The sequence below is a fragment of the Methylosinus sp. sav-2 genome, from assembly GCF_004366495.1.
Taxonomy (GTDB): domain Bacteria; phylum Pseudomonadota; class Alphaproteobacteria; order Rhizobiales; family Beijerinckiaceae; genus Methylosinus.
In genome coordinates this window covers 146,087-164,458 of sequence record NZ_SOEJ01000009.1, presented here as the reverse complement: position 1 = coordinate 164,458, position 18,372 = coordinate 146,087, and the positions used below count along the sequence as shown (strand labels likewise).

Annotated in this window: 17 protein-coding genes; 7 read left to right on the top strand and 10 right to left on the bottom strand. The window is 63.9% G+C overall.

Annotated elements, in window-relative coordinates:
• Window positions 1–13: 13 nt before the first annotated feature.
• From EDE12_RS15555 to EDE12_RS15540, 4 genes are all read right to left on the bottom strand, one after another.
• Window positions 14–1,321 (bottom strand): glycosyltransferase, encoded by a 1,308-nt coding sequence (locus EDE12_RS15555; RefSeq protein WP_026599150.1) that lies wholly within the window; start codon window positions 1,319–1,321, stop codon window positions 14–16.
• Window positions 1,318–2,907 carry a glycosyltransferase family 1 protein gene (locus EDE12_RS15550; protein WP_051592518.1) on the bottom strand — a complete coding sequence of 530 codons (1,590 nt, stop codon included), beginning with the start codon at window positions 2,905–2,907 and terminating at the stop codon, window positions 1,318–1,320. The genes EDE12_RS15555 and EDE12_RS15550 overlap by 4 nt, the downstream gene beginning before the upstream one ends.
• Window positions 2,904–4,010 carry a glycosyltransferase gene (locus EDE12_RS15545; RefSeq protein WP_084768553.1) on the bottom strand — a complete coding sequence of 369 codons (1,107 nt, stop codon included), beginning with the start codon at window positions 4,008–4,010 and terminating at the stop codon, window positions 2,904–2,906. Before EDE12_RS15545 ends, EDE12_RS15550 begins: the two co-directional genes overlap by 4 nt.
• Before the next feature lie 119 nt (window positions 4,011–4,129).
• Window positions 4,130–4,594: a hypothetical protein gene (locus tag EDE12_RS15540; RefSeq protein WP_026599148.1), complete on the bottom strand. Its 465-nt coding sequence runs from the start codon at window positions 4,592–4,594 to the stop codon at window positions 4,130–4,132.
• A gap of 485 nt (window positions 4,595–5,079) precedes the next feature.
• Between EDE12_RS15540 and minC the strand changes: the two genes are divergently transcribed.
• From minC to EDE12_RS15520, 4 genes are all read left to right on the top strand, one after another.
• Window positions 5,080–5,865 (top strand): septum site-determining protein MinC, encoded by a 786-nt coding sequence (gene minC / locus EDE12_RS15535; protein WP_245275793.1) that lies wholly within the window; start codon window positions 5,080–5,082, stop codon window positions 5,863–5,865.
• A gap of 15 nt (window positions 5,866–5,880) precedes the next feature.
• A complete protein-coding gene (gene minD / locus EDE12_RS15530) occupies window positions 5,881–6,696 on the top strand; it encodes a septum site-determining protein MinD (RefSeq protein WP_026599146.1) in 816 nt (271 codons plus the stop codon).
• On the top strand, window positions 6,693–6,974 hold the full coding sequence (gene minE / locus EDE12_RS15525; RefSeq protein WP_026599145.1) for a cell division topological specificity factor MinE: 282 nt from the start codon (window positions 6,693–6,695) through the stop codon (window positions 6,972–6,974). The genes minD and minE overlap by 4 nt, the downstream gene beginning before the upstream one ends.
• Before the next feature lie 137 nt (window positions 6,975–7,111).
• The gene (locus tag EDE12_RS15520; protein WP_026599144.1) at window positions 7,112–8,278 is read left to right on the top strand and encodes an SGNH/GDSL hydrolase family protein; all 1,167 of its coding nucleotides are present in this window, start codon (window positions 7,112–7,114) and stop codon (window positions 8,276–8,278) included.
• A gap of 4 nt (window positions 8,279–8,282) precedes the next feature.
• On the opposite strand, the gene EDE12_RS15515 is transcribed toward EDE12_RS15520, so the two are convergent.
• From EDE12_RS15515 to EDE12_RS15500, 4 genes are read right to left on the bottom strand one after another with little or no spacing between them, the layout of a single operon-like run.
• Window positions 8,283–8,900, bottom strand: coding sequence for a HupE/UreJ family protein (locus tag EDE12_RS15515; RefSeq protein ID WP_026599143.1), 618 nt, complete (start codon window positions 8,898–8,900; stop codon window positions 8,283–8,285).
• Window positions 8,897–9,502 carry a HupE/UreJ family protein gene (locus EDE12_RS15510; protein WP_026599142.1) on the bottom strand — a complete coding sequence of 202 codons (606 nt, stop codon included), beginning with the start codon at window positions 9,500–9,502 and terminating at the stop codon, window positions 8,897–8,899. The genes EDE12_RS15515 and EDE12_RS15510 overlap by 4 nt, the downstream gene beginning before the upstream one ends.
• Before the next feature lie 14 nt (window positions 9,503–9,516).
• Window positions 9,517–10,485, bottom strand: coding sequence for a HupE/UreJ family protein (locus EDE12_RS15505; protein ID WP_134188159.1), 969 nt, complete (start codon window positions 10,483–10,485; stop codon window positions 9,517–9,519).
• Between the two features lie 8 nt (window positions 10,486–10,493).
• Window positions 10,494–11,351, bottom strand: a complete 858-nt coding sequence (locus EDE12_RS15500; RefSeq protein WP_245275792.1) for a peptidylprolyl isomerase — start codon at window positions 11,349–11,351, stop codon at window positions 10,494–10,496.
• Window positions 11,352–11,574: 223 nt separating this feature from the next.
• Between EDE12_RS15500 and EDE12_RS15495 the strand changes: the two genes are divergently transcribed.
• The 3 genes from EDE12_RS15495 (at window position 11,575) to EDE12_RS15485 (ending at window position 14,735) form a co-directional block, all read left to right on the top strand.
• A complete protein-coding gene (locus EDE12_RS15495; RefSeq protein ID WP_024880736.1) occupies window positions 11,575–13,563 on the top strand; it encodes a hypothetical protein in 1,989 nt (662 codons plus the stop codon).
• Window positions 13,564–13,662: 99 nt separating this feature from the next.
• Window positions 13,663–14,097 (top strand): hypothetical protein, encoded by a 435-nt coding sequence (locus EDE12_RS15490; RefSeq protein ID WP_245275791.1) that lies wholly within the window; start codon window positions 13,663–13,665, stop codon window positions 14,095–14,097.
• A 14-nt stretch (window positions 14,098–14,111) separates the two neighbouring features.
• A complete protein-coding gene (locus EDE12_RS15485) occupies window positions 14,112–14,735 on the top strand; it encodes a 2OG-Fe(II) oxygenase family protein (RefSeq protein WP_024880734.1) in 624 nt (207 codons plus the stop codon).
• Window positions 14,736–14,748: 13 nt separating this feature from the next.
• On the opposite strand, the gene EDE12_RS15480 is transcribed toward EDE12_RS15485, so the two are convergent.
• Window positions 14,749–17,298 carry a spermidine synthase gene (locus tag EDE12_RS15480; RefSeq protein WP_026599139.1) on the bottom strand — a complete coding sequence of 850 codons (2,550 nt, stop codon included), beginning with the start codon at window positions 17,296–17,298 and terminating at the stop codon, window positions 14,749–14,751.
• A gap of 66 nt (window positions 17,299–17,364) precedes the next feature.
• The gene (locus tag EDE12_RS15475; protein WP_026599138.1) at window positions 17,365–18,171 is read right to left on the bottom strand and encodes an ABC transporter permease; all 807 of its coding nucleotides are present in this window, start codon (window positions 18,169–18,171) and stop codon (window positions 17,365–17,367) included.
• Between the last annotated feature and the right edge of the window lie 201 nt (window positions 18,172–18,372).

Genomic DNA, 18,372 nt, shown 5'->3' with positions numbered 1-18,372 from the left:
CGGCGCTCGCCGTCTATGCCGATAGGGCCTCTCTATTCGGCGTCTGCTCGGACTCGTCGGCGATGGCGGGAGCAGCCACGTCGGCGGCGGCAATTTCGGCGGCAGCCATGTCGAGACGCGGGCTGAAGAGCGAGGTGATCTTCTTGGCGATGATCGACCAGTCGAATTGCTCCTTGGCGATGGCGCGCGCCTTGGCGCGGATCGCCTCGCCGCGCTCGGTTTCCCAAACGCGCTCCCGCAGCAAGCTCTGCAGCTCGCTCGCATTCTGAGCCGCTACATGCCATCCGTCCGCGGAGACTCCGCGCGCGCCGAAGTCATTGGCGACGATCAGACATCCGGCGGCCATATAGTCGAAGAGCTTCAAATTGGTCCCGCCGCCGGAAAACAGCAGCTGCAGAGCGATGTCCGCCGAGCTCAAGAGCGCGATCTTGAGATCTTCCTCGACGTAATCGAACCAGAGTTCGTCGAAGGGCACATCGGGCCAGCCGGTGCGGTCGGCCTGCGCGATCGAGCCGATCAAGGCGACCGCGCCGTCGAATCCGGCCTCCGCCAGCAGCTGCCGCGCCTTGAAATAGGATTCGACATTCGGCCCATAGCCGCTGCCCAAAAAGACGGCCAGCGTCTTGTCGCCGATCTGCAGCTTGCTGCGAAGCTCGTCGCGGCTCGCCTTGTCCCAGATCGGATATTGCGAGCAATCGACGCCATTGGGCGCGACAGTGATGTTGCTTCTCGGCACGTCGTATAATTGCGCCATGCGGTCGGCGTCATGGGCGCTCACTGTCGTCACGAAATTCGCCTCGCGACAGGCCATTCTCTCGCCGTGGTACACAGTATCCACGAAGGAATCGAGCTGCGCTGCGCCCAGGCCGCCGCGGAAATGCTGCTCCTTTATGTCATATTCGACATTGTGCGCCTCATATATCTTGATGGCGTTCCGCTTGGCGAAGCCGAAGCCCAGAAGCGCGAGATAGGGATGCGAGGCGATGACGACATCCGCCGCGCCGATGATCTGCCGCGCATCGCGCACGAACTCGTCCGAGAAATGATATTCCCTGATGCAGAGAACATCATGCGCGAGGCGCCGCGTCTTTTCCATTATGTGCCAGACGTGATGCTGGTCGCCGGGCGCCGCGGGGAAGACGATCACGTCGAAACGATCGGCGAGCTTATAGCGCCTGATGTGATCGGTCTGCTTAAAATCATAGGCGATGAGCGTTACGTCATGCTCTTTGGCGATGTTCTTGTAGACCGAGACGTAACGCGTCTGCCCGCCGTCGCGGACCGGGGTGATGTCGAATGTGGAAAGGACAACGATCTTCATCGGCGCGTTCCTCTCAAGACATCGACGATTGTTCCGGCGACGCGATCCCAGTCGAAGCGCGACGCGGCTTCCTTCGCCTTGGAGGCGAGGCGCGAGCGCAGCTCGGAATTGAGCGAGAGCTCGCTCAGCCCTTGAGCGATCGAGCTCACCGACAAAGGATCCACGAGAACGGCCGCGTTCTTCGCTATGTCCTGCATGCTGGTTTCCTGTGAGGTCAAGACCGGGACGCCGCAGGCCATGGCCTCCAGCACCGGCATGCCGAATCCTTCATAGACGCTGGGATAGGCGACGAACATCGCGCCCGAGTAGAGCGCCGACAAATCCTCATTGTCGACGCCGCTCAGCACTTTCACATGCTCGGAGAGTCCGCTGTTGGCGATCAGCCTCACCAATTCGTCATATCCCCAGCCATGGGAGCCGACGATGGCCAGCTGCGGCGGATGCTCGGTGCCGCGGCGAAATTCGTCATAGGCCTGAACCAGACGAACATGATTCTTGCGCGGCTCCAGCGTCCCGACATTGAGAATATAGTCTCGACGAAGGCCGAATTTGGCGATCGCGGCGTCGACCACGGGAGCAGGGCGCGGCCCGATCGCGCCGGGTCCGATCCATGAGGTCGTCAGACGCTCGGGAGAGACGCCGACATTTTCGATAATGTCCTTGCGGGTCGTCTCGGAGTTGCAGAAAATATGATCGGCGCGCTTGAACACATCGATGACATTGGCGAAATTTTCGATCGCGTCCTTGCCGAAGAAGTTCGGAAACAGGATCGGGATCACGTCATGCGCCCAGCTCGCGAGAGCGAGGCCGGGGATGGCGATCGGAATGAAATGATTCGCGAAATAGACGGTCGCGCCCATTTCACGCAGCTCACGGCCCAGCTCCTGCAAATTGAAGGCGCGCCGCTGCTCGATCGCAGCTTGCACGACCCCATTGTAGCGACGATCGAAACGGCCGTCCGCGAGGCTATAGACGACCTTGTGCCTGATGTGCACTCCGATGCGCGCTCTTTCGACGCGCGGGAAAAATTCGAGCGGGATTTCGGCGGCGCCGTTCGTCCAGCGCCAAGCGCTCTCCGGATCGTGATAGCCATTGGCGAGGCGGGCGTCGTCGAAGGAGAATTCCTGCGAGCCCTTCTCCGATTCGATGACGATCTTGCTGACAGCGACCCCGAGGCTGCGGCTGTCCGGCGAGTTCATCGTGTCGCAAGGACGGGCCGCTCGGCTGCGCAGAAACACCGCATGCCGGGGCGTCGGGCCTTCATAATGATACCACATGCCGTCCGGCGTCGCGGTCTGCGTCGTCGGCATGATCCGGCCGTCGACCTCGAAGCGCGCGCGCTCCCGATTGGTGCGCAGAGAGAAGGAGCCGGATGATTTCAGCACGCTGCGATAGATCACCCGCGGCGTGAAGGTCAGGGCCGCCATGGCGTCGGGCCGCACCTCGCCGAAAAACGGGTCGGCGACGAAAACGAATTCGGTGTCGGGGGCGACCCTGGCGGCGGCGTTCAGAAATCCGACGGATACATTGAAAATTCCACCGCTGATCGATTGCTGAAAGGCGCCGGCGTCATATGCGATGATCATGAGTGCAACCCCGCGGAGATGTCGACGAATCCCTCCAAGAATGAGAGCCACCGTCTCGCGGTCGCTTCGGAGTAGAAGTCGGTCGCACGGTCCGCCTGCTCGCGAACGATATTGTTGCGCAGCGTCTTATCGCGGCGCAGGAGCTCCAGATAGCCTGCGGGAATCGATGGATCGAGCGTGTCGAATTTGATGCCGGCCGGCCCCATCGTCTCGCCCACTGCGGTTCCCGCATAGGCCAGCACCGGACAGCCGACCGTGAAGGCCTCCAGCACGGGCACCATGAAGCCTTCGTGCTCGCTCATGGAAATATAGGCGTCGGCGGCGGCGAACAGCGTCTTGATCGCGAGGCCGGTCGCATTCTGATAGATTTTGATGTCGGCGAGGACGCCGCCCTGCACCGCCCGGCCGAGCAGCGCATGGAAATATTCGTCGCCCCAAATCTTGCCGCCGAGATGCAGCGAGGCCGAACGGCCGAAGAGCCTCTTATAGGCGGCCAGAGTGTCGATCAGAAGATCGTGCCGCTTATTGGGAACGAAGCGCCCGACGAAGACGATATTGACCTCGGAGGCCGCCTTTATGTCGAAGTAGAGCTGATTGTCGAGCTCGCGCGACGAGAAAAAGGCGTCGTTGAAGAACACGGGGATCGTCACGGGATCCCGAAAGCCGAACTCTCTCAGCTCGGCGGTGTTAAAGTCCGAATCGCCGACGCCTTTCTCGAATGCGCCGGCGAAGCGCCGCATCTGCGCGCGCGAATGGTCGCACATGTCCCCGAGCCAGCTCATCGAGCCCTGGCCGCGGAAAAAATGGCCCGGCGTGACATTGTGATAGATGAGAATCTTGCGGACGGGCAGGTCCAGCAGCGCTTCGAGGTCTTCATTGAAGAACGAATAATGCAGCAGCAGCAGATCCGTATCGCTCCAAGCCATGCGCTTCAGCATGGAGACCGACAGCGTCGCATAATCGCTGACGGCGATATTGGAATCCGAGCACGCCACATAGGACGCCACGCCTCGTTCCCGAAGGATCTGATGCAGGGAGGAAATCGAGGCGCCGATGGCGTCGGCGCTAATTACCGAGGGATGATATTGAACAACACGTGACATTCATCCTCACCAGACAGATGTTTTGAAATCGAGCCCCCGTGACCGGGAGCGAAGCGGCCCGCTCGAAAACACCGTCCGTGCGATCGAGCCGCTTTCCATCGTTCCGGAGAAGCGACGCATCAAAGCCCCGAGGCTTCCGTCTCCGTCGAGGAGGGAGCGCGCGCGAGAGGCCCGAACACCTCCATTTGCTGCTCCAATTGCTGCGTGACCCCGGCGACGACGGCTTCGGCGACGTCGTTCATCTCCTGCTTGGCGTCCTCGAGAGCCTGCCTAAGCGTCTCTCGCTCGCGTCTCAAGCCATCCACTTCGCCGGCGACCTTGGCGACTTCCGTGGACAGGCGATCGATGGTCGAGGAGAGGGTGATGATTTGCGCGGAAATCTGCGCCGAGAATTTGAGGAGGTAACTTCTTTGCTCAGTCAAATGAAGCAGCAGAGAGTCCATCGTCGAAACGCCGCTCGTGAATGTGAGAGGCGGCAGCTCGCTCGACGTTTCGCTCTGTGGTTGCGATCTCGCGCGAGTGACGAGCGCATGAGCGAATTCCGACAGGCGCCGCTTCTCGGTCACCGATATCACTTTATTCATAAGAGCCTTCCATTTTTGCCAGCTCACAGCGAAAGATGTATAAAGTGGGCGGTGGATATGTCAATGAGCCTGCATTGTTATCGAAGCACATGACATGTCCTTCACGTACGCTGATGCGGCTCGGGGCTCGCGAATCGAACGACGACATTTCGTGTCGCCGTCGCTGACGAGGACGATGGCGCCCAGCGAACGGGCGAGCGCCGCTCGCTTTGTTTGCGGCGCGCCCATGCGCGAGGCAGCCGATCGCCGAAATCCGACTCGACGACGTGAAGGACGGCGCGAAGGCGCGGTCACAATCAACCGGCGAGGGCGCCGATGGTCGATCTCGCGCTTTGCGACATGCGCGTTTCGGCCCATTCGATCTGGTCGGCGAAGGACGCCGGCTCGGCCGATCCGCGCCGCGCCCGAATTTACCTATAGGTAATTTAACGCATTGTTAACCATGACGGCGTGAGATGACGGCGCAGCTGGAGCCCAGTCCGCCGTTGACCCAACCTTCGACTCACATTCGTTTTCGTGGCCGATCCTTTCCCGTCCTGGCCCTGGAGCCGGATGCGCCGATCGCCGGATGGTTCGAGCGGCTCGACGCCTGCCTCGAGCATTCTCCCGCCTTCTTCTCCCGCAAGGCGATCGTTATCGACGTCACCAAGCTCGGACTCGATCGCGACACCGTCGGGGATCTGGTCGAGCAGCTTTCGGGCCGTGGCGTCCGCATCATGGGGCTGACCGGCGTCGATCCCTCCTGGGCGTGCGACGACCTGCCGCCGATTCTTACCAATGGCCGCTCCATTGCCGCCGACGAGGCGCCCGCCGAGGGCGGCGAGGATGCGCTGAGCCTGACGCCGAGCGAACGCGCCGCCTTCGACGAGATCGCCCAGGCGCTCGCCGGCGGCGAGGCCGGGCCTGCGTCGCAGACTCACGATCCGGAGCCGGAGAGAAGCGCCGCGCCGCTCATCGTCGAGACGGCGGTGCGTTCGGGTCAGTCGATCTTCCATCCGGACGGCGATGTGATCGTCATCGGCTCGGTCTCCTCCGGCGCCGATATCGTCGCGGGCGGCTCGGTCCATGTCTATGGAACCGTGCGCGGCCGAATCATGGCCGGCGCCTATGGCGATTCGCGGGCGCGCATTTTCTGCCGCCGCCTCGAGGCGGAGCTTCTCGCCGTCGGCGGCTTCTATATGACGGCCGACGAAATTCGAGACGACGTTCGTGGACGCGCGGTTCACGCAAGGCTCGAGGACGAAACGATCAAGATCACAAAGCTCGACTGAGAGGGACGGTAAAAAATGCCCAAGATATTGGTCGTCACTTCCGGCAAAGGGGGCGTCGGCAAGACGACGTCGACCGCCGCGCTCGGCGCAGCGCTGGCTCAGTCGAATCAGAAGGTCGCGGTCGTCGATTTCGACGTCGGCCTGCGCAATCTCGATCTCGTCATGGGAGCGGAGCGGCGGGTCGTCTATGACCTCATCAATGTCGCGCAGGGCGACGCCAAGCTGCATCAGGCGCTCATTCGCGACAAGCGGCTCGACAATCTCTATCTGCTTCCAGCGTCCCAGACGCGCGACAAGGACGCGCTCACCGAGGAGGGCGTGCGCCGCGTCATCGACGAATTGCGCGAGCGCTTCGACTGGATCGTCTGTGATAGCCCGGCGGGCATAGAGCGCGGGGCGACGCTCGCCATGCGCTTCGCCGATGTGGCCGTCGTGGTCGCCAATCCGGAAGTCTCCTCGGTGCGTGATTCTGATCGCATCATCGGCCTGCTCGACGCCAAGACCGAGATCGCCGAAAAGGGCGGCCGCATGGAGAAGCATCTGCTGCTGACGCGCTACGACGCCGGCCGCGCCGCGCGCGGCGAGATGCTGAATGTCGATGATGTGCTGGAGATTCTGTCGATCCCGCTGCTCGGAATCATTCCCGAGAGCGAGGATGTCCTGCGCGCCTCCAATGTCGGAACGCCGGTCACGCTCCACAGCGGCACGAGCGCGCCGTCGCGCGCCTACGCCGATGCGGCGCGGCGCCTCTGCGGCGCCGAGGTGCCGATGGACATACCGTCCGACAAAAAGGGACTTCTCGTCAGATTGTTTGGTCGGAGGGCGGCATGAAGCTGTTCAACTTTTTCAATCGCCGCGCATCTGCGCCGGTCGCGCGCGAGCGTCTGCAGATTCTCCTCGCGCATGAGCGCGCGTCGGTGTCCAATTCCAATCTCGTCGCTCTGTTGCACAGAGAGGTGCTCGCCGCCGTCTCCAAGCACATAGAGATCGACCCGGACAAGGTAGAGGTCAAGCTGCGCGAAGGCGACAACATGTCGCTGCTCGAGATCGATATTGAGATTTCGGCGAGCGCCTCGGCGCGCGAGACGATCGCCGACGCCGCGGCGTGAGGCCTGACGAGACGAAGCGAGCGGCGGCGATCGGCCGCTCGCATCACGTAATCGTCGCGAATTGACGCGCGCCTCTCTCGTCGCCTAAGCCTCGTCGCATCGACGTCGGAAGACGTCCGCGACGAGCGGAGGAGGCGATGGCGGTTTCGACCACAAGGGCGCGCGCATTGCGTCTCTCGGGCGTCGTTCTCGTCAATGTGGCGTTGGCGATCGGCCTGCTCGCGGCGACGGAATTCATTCTCCATCGCGTCTATAATTGGACCAACCCTTTCCTCGATCACGGCGAGAATGCGCTGCGGTCGCGCGATCCCGTGTTCACTCATACGCTGCGCCCCAATTTCGACGGCTATGACGTATGGGGGCCGTACACGCCACGAATATTCACCAATTCGTTCGGCTTCAAGGATGTGGCGGCGCGCAGCGTTCCCTTGCGCTCTGACCGTCAGCGGATCGTCTTCATCGGCGATTCCTTCACCGAGGGCGTCGGTCTGCCTTATGAGCAGACTTTCGTCGGCCGCTTCGCGCAGGCTTTTCCCGAGATCGACGTGCTGAACGCGGGCGTGTCGAGCTACGCGCCCTCCGCCTATTACGAGAAGCTGAAATATTATCTCGACAAGGGCCTGAAATTCGACGAGGCGATCGTCTACATCGATATTTCCGATATTCAAGACGAGGCCATCTCCTATCGTTATGACGAAAACGGCGTTTTGGAGCTTGGCGTCTTCACGCCAAATCCAGAAAAATGTCTGCCGAGCGCCTATCAGCTGCTGCCGCGCTCGCCGCCAGGGTGGCTGGAGAAACGATCCTTCGTCGCCGAATTCGTTTCCAATCTCTTATTCGTCAAGAAAGCCAATGCGGCGAACGCCAGCGCCAGCCTGTCGGAGCTGATGCTGCCGGGGCGCGTCTATAGCCGCGATTGGAGCCGCGCCTCCTGGACCTTCGACGATGCGGCGAGCTGCTATGGCGATGCAGGCGTCGCCGGCGGCGTGCGCAAGGCGCTGCAGCAGATGGATCGTCTCCACGAGCTGCTGGCCGCGCGCGGAATCGCCCTCTCGGTCGGCGTCTATCCCTGGCCGCATCAGCTTCTCTACGATGTCGAGAATTCACGCCAGGCGCAGATCTGGCGCGATTGGTGCGCCGGAAAATGCAAGCGCTACTTCGACCATTTTCCCGCCTTCTTCTCCTATAAGGACGGGCATGCGGATTATGCGCGCGATCTGTATTTCTGGGCCGATGTGCATTTCAACGCCGAGGGCAACCGCCTGCTCGCCGCGGATCTCATAGAGAAATATCGTCGCCGATGAGGCGTCAGGACGCCAAGGCCAGTCCGCCCATCATCAGTCCGAGCGCGGCGAGCCAGCTGCCGAGCGCGCGAATGGCGATGGAGCGCCATGCGCGCGCATCGGCGCTCTCGCCGCGAAATGCGAGCGTCGCCGCAGAGACCAGCGTGACGACGACATAGCCGGCGATGGAAAGGCCGACGACGAATAGCAGCCGATTGGTCTCCGGCCCGATAGCGGCGGCGTTGGCCGCGCCGCGCATCGCTGCGAGAACCAATGCGAGCCCACCCAGCGCGGCGGCGGGAATGCGCAGGTCCGACGCCAGCAGCGCGCCGAGCAGCACCAGAGCGCCGGCGGCGAGCAGCACGCCCTCAGATGTCGCATTCAGCGCCATTGCGCTCGTCACTCCGGCGGCGAGGCCGAAGGGGAAAAGCAGCAGCAGCGGCCGCGCTTTCGACGCGCCGAGCGATCCGGCGAGCATGCCCAATGCGACCCAGAGGGTCACGTCCCTCAGATCGGTGAGAGGATGCGCCGCGCCGGCATAGAAATCGCCGAGCCGCGCCCCGATGATATGCGCCTTCGCGCTCGTCGCCGAGAGCAGCAGGAAGAGCGCGCCGACGCCGGCCTGTCGCGAGCGGCGGGTCATCCTGCGACGCCCGCGCCGATGAACAGAAAATAGCCGCCCAGCAGCGCGATCGTCGCGCCGAGACCCTGGATGACGCGCGCGCCGAGCGGCCATCGCGACAAAGCGCCGATGAGAATTCCAAATCCGTGCAAAAGCCCAGTGGCGGTGACGAAGCCGACGCCATAGGCCATGGGGTCGGCGGCGCTGGGCAGCTCGGCGCCATGCGCATGGCCGTGGAATATGGCGAAGAGCGCGACGATGAGCGCGGCGACGACGACAGGCGGCCGGATGCGCATCGCCACGGCGGCGCCGAGAAGAAGCGCCGAGAGCGCGATCATCATTTCCGGAGCCGGCAAGGCAATGTGCAGAACGCCGAGCACGCCGCCCAAAGCCATGACGAGAGGAAAGGCGATGGGCAGCAGAAAGATCGCCGGCGCGCCGAGCTGCGCGCCCCACAGGCCGACGGCGACCATTGCGACGAGATGATCCGCGCCCGTCAACGGATGCAGAAAGCCGCTCGCGAGGCCGCCCGCCACGCCTTCGCCATCATGCGCGAGAGCGGGCGAAGCGAGCGCGACGCCGACTACAACAGCGGCGGTGAAGAGGCGGGGGCGAGACGACATGGGTAGAGCGCTCCTCAATCGATCGCGAGCACGCGAAGAAGTCGGCCGATGAACCAGAAGGCCGCGATCGAGCCGATCGCATAGCCGGGAAGAAGATCGCGCGAGCCGGGGACAACGGCGCCGAGACGGCGATGCGCCCAGATGAGCGCGAGAGTGAGAAGCACGAAGGCGAGCTGTCCGATCTCGACGCCGATATTGAAGAAAGCGAGCGCCGCCGGCAGCAAGCGCCTTTCGATGCCGAGTCCGGCGAGCGCGCTCGCGAAGCCGATTCCGTGAACGAGTCCGAAGCCGCCCGCGACGGCCCAAGGGTAGCGCGCCGTCAATCCCGCTTCGCCGCGCCGCTGCTTCACGATCTCGACGCCGACGAAAACGATGCTGAGCGCGATGCAGGCGTTGAGCGGCCGCTCCGGCACGCCGATCACGCCGAAGGCCGCCGCCGCGAGCGATATGCTGTGCCCGATGGTGAAAGCGGTGATCGTCGAGACGAGCCTTCGGCCGATTCCGACGATCCATATCAATCCGAAGACGAAGAGAAGATGATCGGCTCCGAGCAATATATGGTCGACGCCGAAATTCAGATAGGTCGCGCCGAGCGCCATCCAGCTCTCCAGCGTCGGCGCCTCGGGGCCGAGAATCGACACGGTCGGATTGGCGGAGGTGATGGTGTAGCTGCGCGCCTCGCCTTGCAGCGGGACGATCTTGATGAGCGCCGCGGACATGCGCGAGCCGAGATTGCCGATCGTCATCGCGCCGACGAGGCCCTTTGCGCCGCATTCGAGCTGCGGCATGCGCAAGAAGCAATGCGGCGGCGCGCGCAGATCGACGCGCGCGGCGCCGATCGTCGGCTCCATCGTCCAGCGGCCGACATAGGCGCCCTGCCGCACCTCGCGCAATTCCAGCACGCCGAGCGAGGATTCATGCGCCAGCAGCGCGGCGGGCGCGAGCAGCGTCGCTGCGACGATCCATGCCGCGAGCAGTCGCATCGCTCGTCTCACGGCTCCATCCGCACGGTGTAGGAGGCCTTCAGCCGGTTGACCGCTTCCCATGCGCGCGAACGCGTCTCATCGACGCGCCATTGCCGCAAGACCTCGTCCCGTACATCCTCGAAATGCGCGGGATCGCCGGGACGGCGCGAGTCGAGGCGGACGATGTGCCAGCCTTCTTTCGATTGGAGCTTGGTCCAAGTTCCTTGCGGCAGCGCGAGCAGATCGTCGCGAAATTTCTCGCCGAAGGCGGGCGCGAGGCTGGTGACGGGGCGCGCGAGAATGGCGCGCGTGCGCTCGCGAAGCTCCTCCGATTCATGGCCGGCCGAGATGTCCTCGAGCCAATGTGTGGCCTCGGCGGAATCGGCGGCGGGCGTGAGATAGAATCCCACACGCTCCGGCTCGTCGAAGCGTTCGTGATTTTGCTCGAACCAGGCGCGCAATCGCTCCTCGCTCGGCTGCGGCAGCTTGATCTGATCGAAGATGAGCAGTTGCAGCTTATAGGCGATGCGGTCGCGGATCATGTCGTCGCCGCGATCGACGCCGAGCGACTTGCCTTCGCGATAGAGAATCTCGCTCGCCACCCAGCTGTCGATCATCGTCTGCAGCTGCGCGTCCGAGGGGGCGCGCGCTTTGTCCTCGTCGAAATTATCGATGAAGGATTGGCGCAGCGCCTTGCTCACCGTGATGACGCGCTCGTCCTTGGGCGGGGGATGCAGCGCGGCGTCGGCGGCGAAGACGAGCGCGCCGATCGCCAGAAAATGCAGGAGAGGCTCGCTTCGAAGGCGCTGCGCCGAAGCGCGGCCCGCCGACGCCGCATCGCCGAGCCGACTCCGAAGGAGAGCGAAGGAGAGGGACTTCACCATCGAGCCCATATGCTTTTCGAGTGCGTCACAAGGGCAGCCTTATGCATCGGCGCATGCCTTTTGTCATCTGCGCCATGATGAAAAAAGCGTGTTTCAGCAAGAATAAAAGCGCGTCCTTGTAATGAAACAGTCACAAGACTGTCGTTGTCGTTCTTCCATATTCCGCGCGCCGATGCGTCGCTCGACGCCGGGGGGCTCGTCTAGGTTTTTGCGGGGGATTGGCATGCACCGTTCGAAATCTGCCGTTTTGTTGACTGCTGCGTCTGTCTCGCTCGCTTTGGGTCAATCGGCGTCCGCCGGGGGATTCGGCGAGGAGTCGCGCAAGCATAATCCGTATGTCGCAGGCGACATGCACAACCACAACACCTGCACCGACGGCTCTGTCGCTGCGGGCTACACGATCGATCGCGCGGTCGGAACCGGTCAGGCCGCCGCCGGCGGAACCAATTTCGATCTCGATTGGTTCACGCTCGGCAATCATGGCGGCTCGGGCAATCGCGATTGCCGCTTCGCCGACACCAGCGCCAATATTCCGGGCGAGACGACCACCACCTGGTCGCAAACCCTCGGCCAGACGATTCAGGGCATCACCATCACCGGCCTGAAAGGCTCGGCGAATGGCTCGAACATGTGGCGCTGGCAGTCGATCGGCGAGGTCGAATATCCGATCATCGTCAATCGTTCCGCGCAATATGACAAGGTGCTCGTCGAAGGTCTCGAATGGATCGTTCCGGGCCATGAGCATACGGATGTGGCGGTGATCGCCGGCCAGCATCCGCGTCATGGCGGCGACGCCGACAAGATGGCGGAGTTCGAGTTTCGCTTCGACCGCGCCGACACCGACAGCATCGGCCCGGTCGACGTCAGCAATAATCCGCTGTGGCCCGGCAAGGACAATGTCAACAATGCAGGAACCGCCGGCCATGGAAAGGCGCTGGAAGGCGTCAAATGGCTGCAGGCGAACTACCCGCTGCAGTCCTACGCCATCCCGACGCATACGGAGCGCCAGGGGCCGTTCTCGGCGACGGCCAGCAAAGGTTACAATATCGAGCATTTCCGCGACTTCAACAATGCGGCCCCGACGGTCGCTTTCGGCATCGAGTCTCCCGGCCATATGGCGGAAGGCGGCTTGACCGGCGGCTCGGGCTCCTATGGCTCCGGCGCGGTCGGCGGCGGCACTTACGGCATGGTCGGCGTCTATACGGCGAAGGTCGGCGGACTCTGGGACGGCCTGCTCGCGGAAGGCCGCAACTTCTTCATGTTCATCAGCTCGGACTGGCATAGCCGCGGCGCTTTCGGCGCGCGTGATCGCTACACCACGGCGGACTTCATTCCGGGCGAATATACGAAGCTCTATGTCCCGCATACGGGCGGCTTCCGCAATCAGTCGATCATCGACGGCATGCGCTCCGGCAACAGCTATTCGGTGAATGGCGATGTCATCGGACCGGACTTCGAGTTCCGCGCCAGCGCGCATGGCCAGTGGAAGACAATGGGCGAGACGATCGTCGCGCATCCCGGCGAGAAGATCGTGCTCGAAGTCGAGCTGACCGTTCCGGCGACGAACAACAGCCCTTATAGCTTCGACAATCCGTTGCTGGCGCAGATCGGCCAGCATCAGCCGCTGAACAAGCCGTCGATCGATCACATCGATCTCATCACCGGCAAGATCACCGGCGTCGTGTCGCCGAGCGCGCCCAATTACGCCGTGGCCAACGCCGCTGGCGTCGCCGGCGCGTCGATCGTCTATAATCCCACCGCGGCGATCGCCAAGCAGATCAATTGGCGGAACATGAAGGTCAAGAAGCAGCGCGACGGCTCGACGCGCCTCTCCTTCGAGACCACATTCACCATGGGATCGGAGCCGGGCTATATTCGCGCGCGCGGCACCAATATTCCGGTCGCGACCCCCAATGTGACGGATAGCGCCGGCAATCCGCTGCTCGACGCCAATAATGCGGCGGTCAGCTGCACGGACAGCTCCTGCCCGGCGCATCTCGAATCCGTCAATGGCGTCAAGAAAGTGACCCATGACGTGCAGGCTTGGTCGAATCTCTGGTTCTATGGGAACCCGATTTTCCTGCGTCCCGTCGGCTCGCCGAAGCTGCTCGTCGAGCAGAACGCCGAGCTCGCGCGGCGTCTCGCTTTCCAGCACGGTTTCGATCGCTGGCGTGAGGAGCACGCCGAGCGGGAACACGCCGAGCGCCATTGATCGCGCTTTTTTAGCGTAGCTTAAACGCCGGCGGCGATTTATCGTCGCCGGCTTTCTCGTTTTGCGGGTTGTTCGACGATGCGGCTTCTGCTTGTTTTCATGGCGAACATTCTCGTTTGCGCGGCCTTGCTGCTCGCAGCGCGGCGGGAGCCGCCCGCGACGCCGAGCGCGCCCGCCGCGCCCGCCGCTGCGGCCATCGAGACGACAGCGTCGGAGGACGCCGAGCCGACCCGAGAGGATTGCGTCGCCGCAGTGGATAAGGCGCAGGCGCTCGCCAATGCTCTGCCGAAGGAGCATCCCTCGCGCTACTTTGCGGAGCGCCATCTGCATCAGTCGATGGCCGAGGCCGGCAATGGCGAGTTCGACGACTGCCTCTATTGGGCGGCGGCGGCGTTCGATGAGGTGCGCGAGCTGCGGCATCAGCTGCAGCCGGGGGAAACGCTCGGCGTGCTGCGACCGGACGAGACGCCCGCCGCGCTGGCGCCCGTTCCGAGCGCGGAGAAGAAGCCCATGCGCGACAAAGCGCGAAAATAGGCCGAGGATGGAAGATGGATCAGATCGAGCCGCTTTTTCCCATTCCGCTCATGCGCTGTCCCGGCCTTTTGGACGCGGCGCTCGTCGAGGCCGCCGTCGAAGCGATCGGCAATGCGCGCATAGAGAAAAACCTTCGCTCGGAGCAGCTGTTTCATACGGAGATCGCCGACCCGCGCAGCGACGAGCTGTTCCGTCGCATGTCGGATCTCGCCATTCCCAAGCTCGTCGATTTCGGCGGGCTCCTCTTCGGAGAGCGACTGGAATGGATGGTCAAGGAAATGTGGACCAATGTTCTCGAGCCCGGCGGCAGTCAGGCGCTGCATTCGCACGCCAACAGCTTCGCCTCGGGCGTCTTCTATCTCACGCCCTCGCATCCCGGCAGCCGCACCGCTTTCGTGCGGCCGCCCGGCGGATTCGAGTTCAATTTTCGGCATCACACGCGCTCTGCGGCGATGGGGCCGTTCAATGCCGGAAAATATGTGGTTCCCGAGGCGGAGCCGGGCGATCTCATTCTCTTTCCGAGCTATCTCTATCACGAGGTGCCGCGGAATCAGGGCGGCGTGCGCGTGACGGTCGCCTTCAACGCGATCCCCGATCGTCTCGACTGCTGGGGCTATCAGATCAAATTCGCTCCGTGAGAATGGCGCGCGTTCATTCGCCGCCGTTCTCGCGCGTCATTGTTTCGCGCGCCTTGCGTCTTTGCGGCGCGGCCTCGTCGATCGCCTGCAGTAGACGCGCCGCCTCTTCGCCGCTCGACGCCACGAGCGATCGCGCCATGGAGATCAGCGGCGCATAGGCGGGATCGAATTCCGGGCTGATACGAAGCGTCTCCAGCAATCCCGGCGCGGCGGCGTCGACGAGCGCGCGGCCGCGCGGATCGCCGGGCAGAGCGGCGCCGACCTCGAGGAAGTGGTTTCGTGCGCGCCAATAGGCGGCGAGGCGCTGCGCGAGAGCGTCGTCCTCGCGCGCGAGCTCTGCGGCGTCGGGCGTCATCTCGCGCATGACGGCGAGCAAAGTTGTCCAGGGCGGCGCCGTCAGCGCGCGAACATTGCGGCGCGCGTCGAAGGTCACGAAAGGCGCATCATCGACATTGAGCGGTCCGGAGCCGGCGAAAGCCGCGAGCGCATGCGGGCCGCCGGCGTATTGGCCGAGCAGATCGATCGGCGCGGCGAAGCCGAGCGGCCTCACGACTGCGGCCATCGCAGGCTCGTTCAGTCGCGCGGCAAGAGCGTCTATGTCGAGAGGCGCATCGTCGCGGCGTCCGACGAGCGCGAGCATGGGCGTGCGCACGCTGTAATGATTGAGCCAGGCGGAGGCGCCGGGATAGACGGCGCGAAAGCTGCGAATGATCGCGCGCAGGGACGGCAGATCGAGCTGATAGAGCGGCAGCCATTGGCAGAAGAGACCGCCGGGCGCGAGCCGCTCGCGCGTCGCCGCGAAATGCTCCACCGTGTAGAGCGCGCCGCTTCCATCCAGCGCCGGATGAAACAGATCGGCGACGATCACGTCATATTTCGCGCGATCGGCGAGAATGTAGCGGCGGGCGTCGGCGACATGCACTTTCGGCTCTAGCGAGCGCGTTTCATCGGCGAACCATGGCAAAAGCGCCACGACTTCCGGCGACAGCTCGACGCCCTGCGCTTCGACGCCGGGCGTCATGGCGCCGCCGATGAGAGTGGCTCCGGTCCCGACGCCGAGGAAGAGCGCCTCGCGCGGCGCCGGATGCAGCAGCAGCGGCAGCATGGCCTGCCGAAAGTCGGAGCGCGCCGAGCTGGTGCCGCCCATGCGAAAATGGCCGTTGACGTCGAGGTAGCGTACGCCGGCGGCGTCGACGACGACGCTGGCGGTGACGGTCGGTCCATCGCGCGTCGCCAGCACGCGTCCGCCTTGTGGCGCGCGAATGAAGTCGGGCGCGGGGAGCGAGAGCAGCAGAGCGCCGGCGAGCGTCGGCGCCGCGATGGACGTGAGCGAGGCGAGACGAGGGCGCAGCAGCAGCAGATAGCAGAGCGCGATCGGGATGGATGCGCGCCATGCGCCGAATGTCGGGATGAGAAATTGCGCCGTCACAAAGGGTGCGAGCGCGGCGCCGAGACTGTTGACGCCGACGGCCCAGCCGAGAGAGCCGCGCAAATCCTGGGCCTGCTGCGCCAAATGGCCGAATAGCGCGCCCATGGCGATGGAGGGCAAGGCGAAGAGCGCGAAGGCGGCGAGGAGCTCGCCGGCGGCGCCGAATCCGCTGGCGCTTTCGGCGGCGTGCAGCACGCTCGGCGCGAGCGCCGTCGTCAAAAGGCAGGCCGCGGCGGTGGCCGCGAGCAGCCAGCCTATGCTGGCGTCGCCGAAGCGCCGGCCGAATTTCTGCCACGCCAGGCCGCCGACGGCGGAGCCGAGGAGATAGGCGGCGAGCAGGCTCGCGAATGTGTAGACAGTGTCCTCGAGAACCTGCGCGGCGAGTCGCACGATCGTCATCTCGAAGGCGATGCCGAGAAAGCCGGTCGTGAAAAGAGCGCAGAGCAGGCGCGTGGCGGTCGCGCGCGGCATGCGGGGGGAAGGGCTCGGCTCCACCCTTCTCTGCAGCGCGACGGCTCCGATCGCGCAGGCGGCGTTCACGCAGGCGAGGACGAGCAATGTTCGTGACAGGCCGAGCTGCGGCATCAGCGCGAAGGCCGAAGCAAGCGCGCCGAGCACCGCGCCCGCCGTATTGGCGCCATAGACGCCGGCGGAGACGCGCGCATCGCCCGACAGCGCCTTGGTCATGCGCGCGAGCGCGGTCAGCGTTCCGCCCATCGCTGTCGTCGCGGGAAGCAGCAGCAAGGCCGGCAGGGCGAAGCCGAAAGCCCATAGCGCGGCGGGGGAGGGGTCGACGCCGAGCAGCGCTGGCGCAAGGTGCGCCGCCTGCTCGAGGACGAGGACGCTCGCCGCGCCCCAGAGTCCTATGGCTGCTTCCAGCAGCGCATAGGCGAGAAAGGGCGAAGACGTGTTGCGGATGATCGCGTCGAGGAGGAAGGCGCCGAGGGCGAGGCCGGCGAAAAATCCGGCGATCACGCCGAGAACGGCCATCATCTCGGAGCCGACAACGAGGCTCGCCATGCGCGTCCAGACGATCTCATAGCCGAGACCGGCGAAGCCCGATGCGACGGTGATCGCGATCAGCGCCGTGAGCTCGATCCGCGCCCGGCGCGCCGGATCGATATAAGTCCGCATCGTCTCATCATCCGTGAAGCCGCGAAACTTCCCGACTATCGCGGCTTCGATACGGTTTGATGACGATCAGCGCAGCGACAGCAGATGGCCGCGGGTCATGCGCTCGATCAGCAGGCTCACGAAAATCATGCCGACGCCGAATTCGAGCACATAGGCGCGGTCCAGGAAGCCGGCGCCCACGCCATCGTAATAAGCGTAGCGCATCCATTCGATCGATTGCGCGATCGGATTATAGGATTGCATCGTGCGATAGGGCTCCGGCAGATTGTCCGGCAGAAAAACGGTGCCCGAAGCGAGCCATAGCAAAATGCGGAGCAGCGCGAACATCAGCGCCCACATCGGCATGGCGAGAGCCAGCGTGCCGTTGAAGAATCCCACGCCGACGCCCAGTATGATCGCGGCGCCATAGGCGAGGGCCGCCTGCTCCAAGTCTCGCGGCATCAGATTCTCGCCGAAAGCCACTCCGATCACAATGAGAATCAGAACGACAGTGCAGGAGGAGAGAACCTCCAGCACGATGCTCGCGAGCAGGGCGTCCATCACCTTGACTTCTGGAAAGGCGAAAAGCGGCCGGCTCATGAGCACGGAGGTCATCATGAAGGTCGAGAGATAGGATTGCGCTTGATAGGGGACGGCCCCGGTCGCCACGAAAAGCGTGGTGCTTTCCCCGACGGGCGCCATGCGGCCATTGACGCCGAAGAGAGCAATGATGATCAACGTATGCACGAGGGGCCAGGCGATCGCGACCAGATAGCCGAGGCCGTGACCGAAGTAGCGCGTGCGAATATTGCGCAGCATCAAGGCGAACAGCACGAGCCGCTGGCGCCGAAACGCGTCCCGAAACTCCGATGTCGCGCTCTGCGTGGCGTACATGGGCTGCCTCCACTCGGGTTTGGCGATCTCCCGGTCGGAGCGCGCGGATCAGGGGCGAAGGATATCGCCTCGAATAGGTTTCGAATATGGCGCCCGTGCGGCGCAGCGTGCGCCGCCTTTCGGTCGGCGCGGCGCGGAAACTCGATAGAGCCCGGCGTTCGACGGATCGACTCGATATCGCAATCCTCCGGCGGCGGCAAG

Bases quoted from the DNA above. Each gene is read 5' to 3' on its own strand.
- EDE12_RS15485 (WP_024880734.1), top strand. From the start codon at position 14,112: ATGGATCAGATCGAGCCGCTTTTTCCCATTCCGCTCATGCGCTGTCCC.
- EDE12_RS15555 (WP_026599150.1), bottom strand. From the start codon at position 1,321: ATGAAGATCGTTGTCCTTTCCACATTCGACATCACCCCGGTCCGCGAC.
- EDE12_RS15545 (WP_084768553.1), bottom strand. From the start codon at position 4,010: ATGTCACGTGTTGTTCAATATCATCCCTCGGTAATTAGCGCCGACGCC.
- EDE12_RS15495 (WP_024880736.1), top strand. From the start codon at position 11,575: ATGCACCGTTCGAAATCTGCCGTTTTGTTGACTGCTGCGTCTGTCTCG.
- EDE12_RS15520 (WP_026599144.1), top strand. From the start codon at position 7,112: ATGGCGGTTTCGACCACAAGGGCGCGCGCATTGCGTCTCTCGGGCGTC.
- EDE12_RS15510 (WP_026599142.1), bottom strand. From the start codon at position 9,502: ATGTCGTCTCGCCCCCGCCTCTTCACCGCCGCTGTTGTAGTCGGCGTC.
- EDE12_RS15475 (WP_026599138.1), bottom strand. From the start codon at position 18,171: ATGTACGCCACGCAGAGCGCGACATCGGAGTTTCGGGACGCGTTTCGG.
- EDE12_RS15490 (WP_245275791.1), top strand. From the start codon at position 13,663: ATGGCGAACATTCTCGTTTGCGCGGCCTTGCTGCTCGCAGCGCGGCGG.
- minD (WP_026599146.1), top strand. From the start codon at position 5,881: ATGCCCAAGATATTGGTCGTCACTTCCGGCAAAGGGGGCGTCGGCAAG.
- EDE12_RS15500 (WP_245275792.1), bottom strand. From the start codon at position 11,351: ATGGTGAAGTCCCTCTCCTTCGCTCTCCTTCGGAGTCGGCTCGGCGAT.
- EDE12_RS15515 (WP_026599143.1), bottom strand. From the start codon at position 8,900: ATGACCCGCCGCTCGCGACAGGCCGGCGTCGGCGCGCTCTTCCTGCTG.
- EDE12_RS15540 (WP_026599148.1), bottom strand. From the start codon at position 4,594: ATGAATAAAGTGATATCGGTGACCGAGAAGCGGCGCCTGTCGGAATTC.
- minE (WP_026599145.1), top strand. From the start codon at position 6,693: ATGAAGCTGTTCAACTTTTTCAATCGCCGCGCATCTGCGCCGGTCGCG.
- EDE12_RS15550 (WP_051592518.1), bottom strand. From the start codon at position 2,907: ATGATCATCGCATATGACGCCGGCGCCTTTCAGCAATCGATCAGCGGT.
- EDE12_RS15480 (WP_026599139.1), bottom strand. From the start codon at position 17,298: ATGCGGACTTATATCGATCCGGCGCGCCGGGCGCGGATCGAGCTCACG.
- EDE12_RS15505 (WP_134188159.1), bottom strand. From the start codon at position 10,485: ATGCGACTGCTCGCGGCATGGATCGTCGCAGCGACGCTGCTCGCGCCC.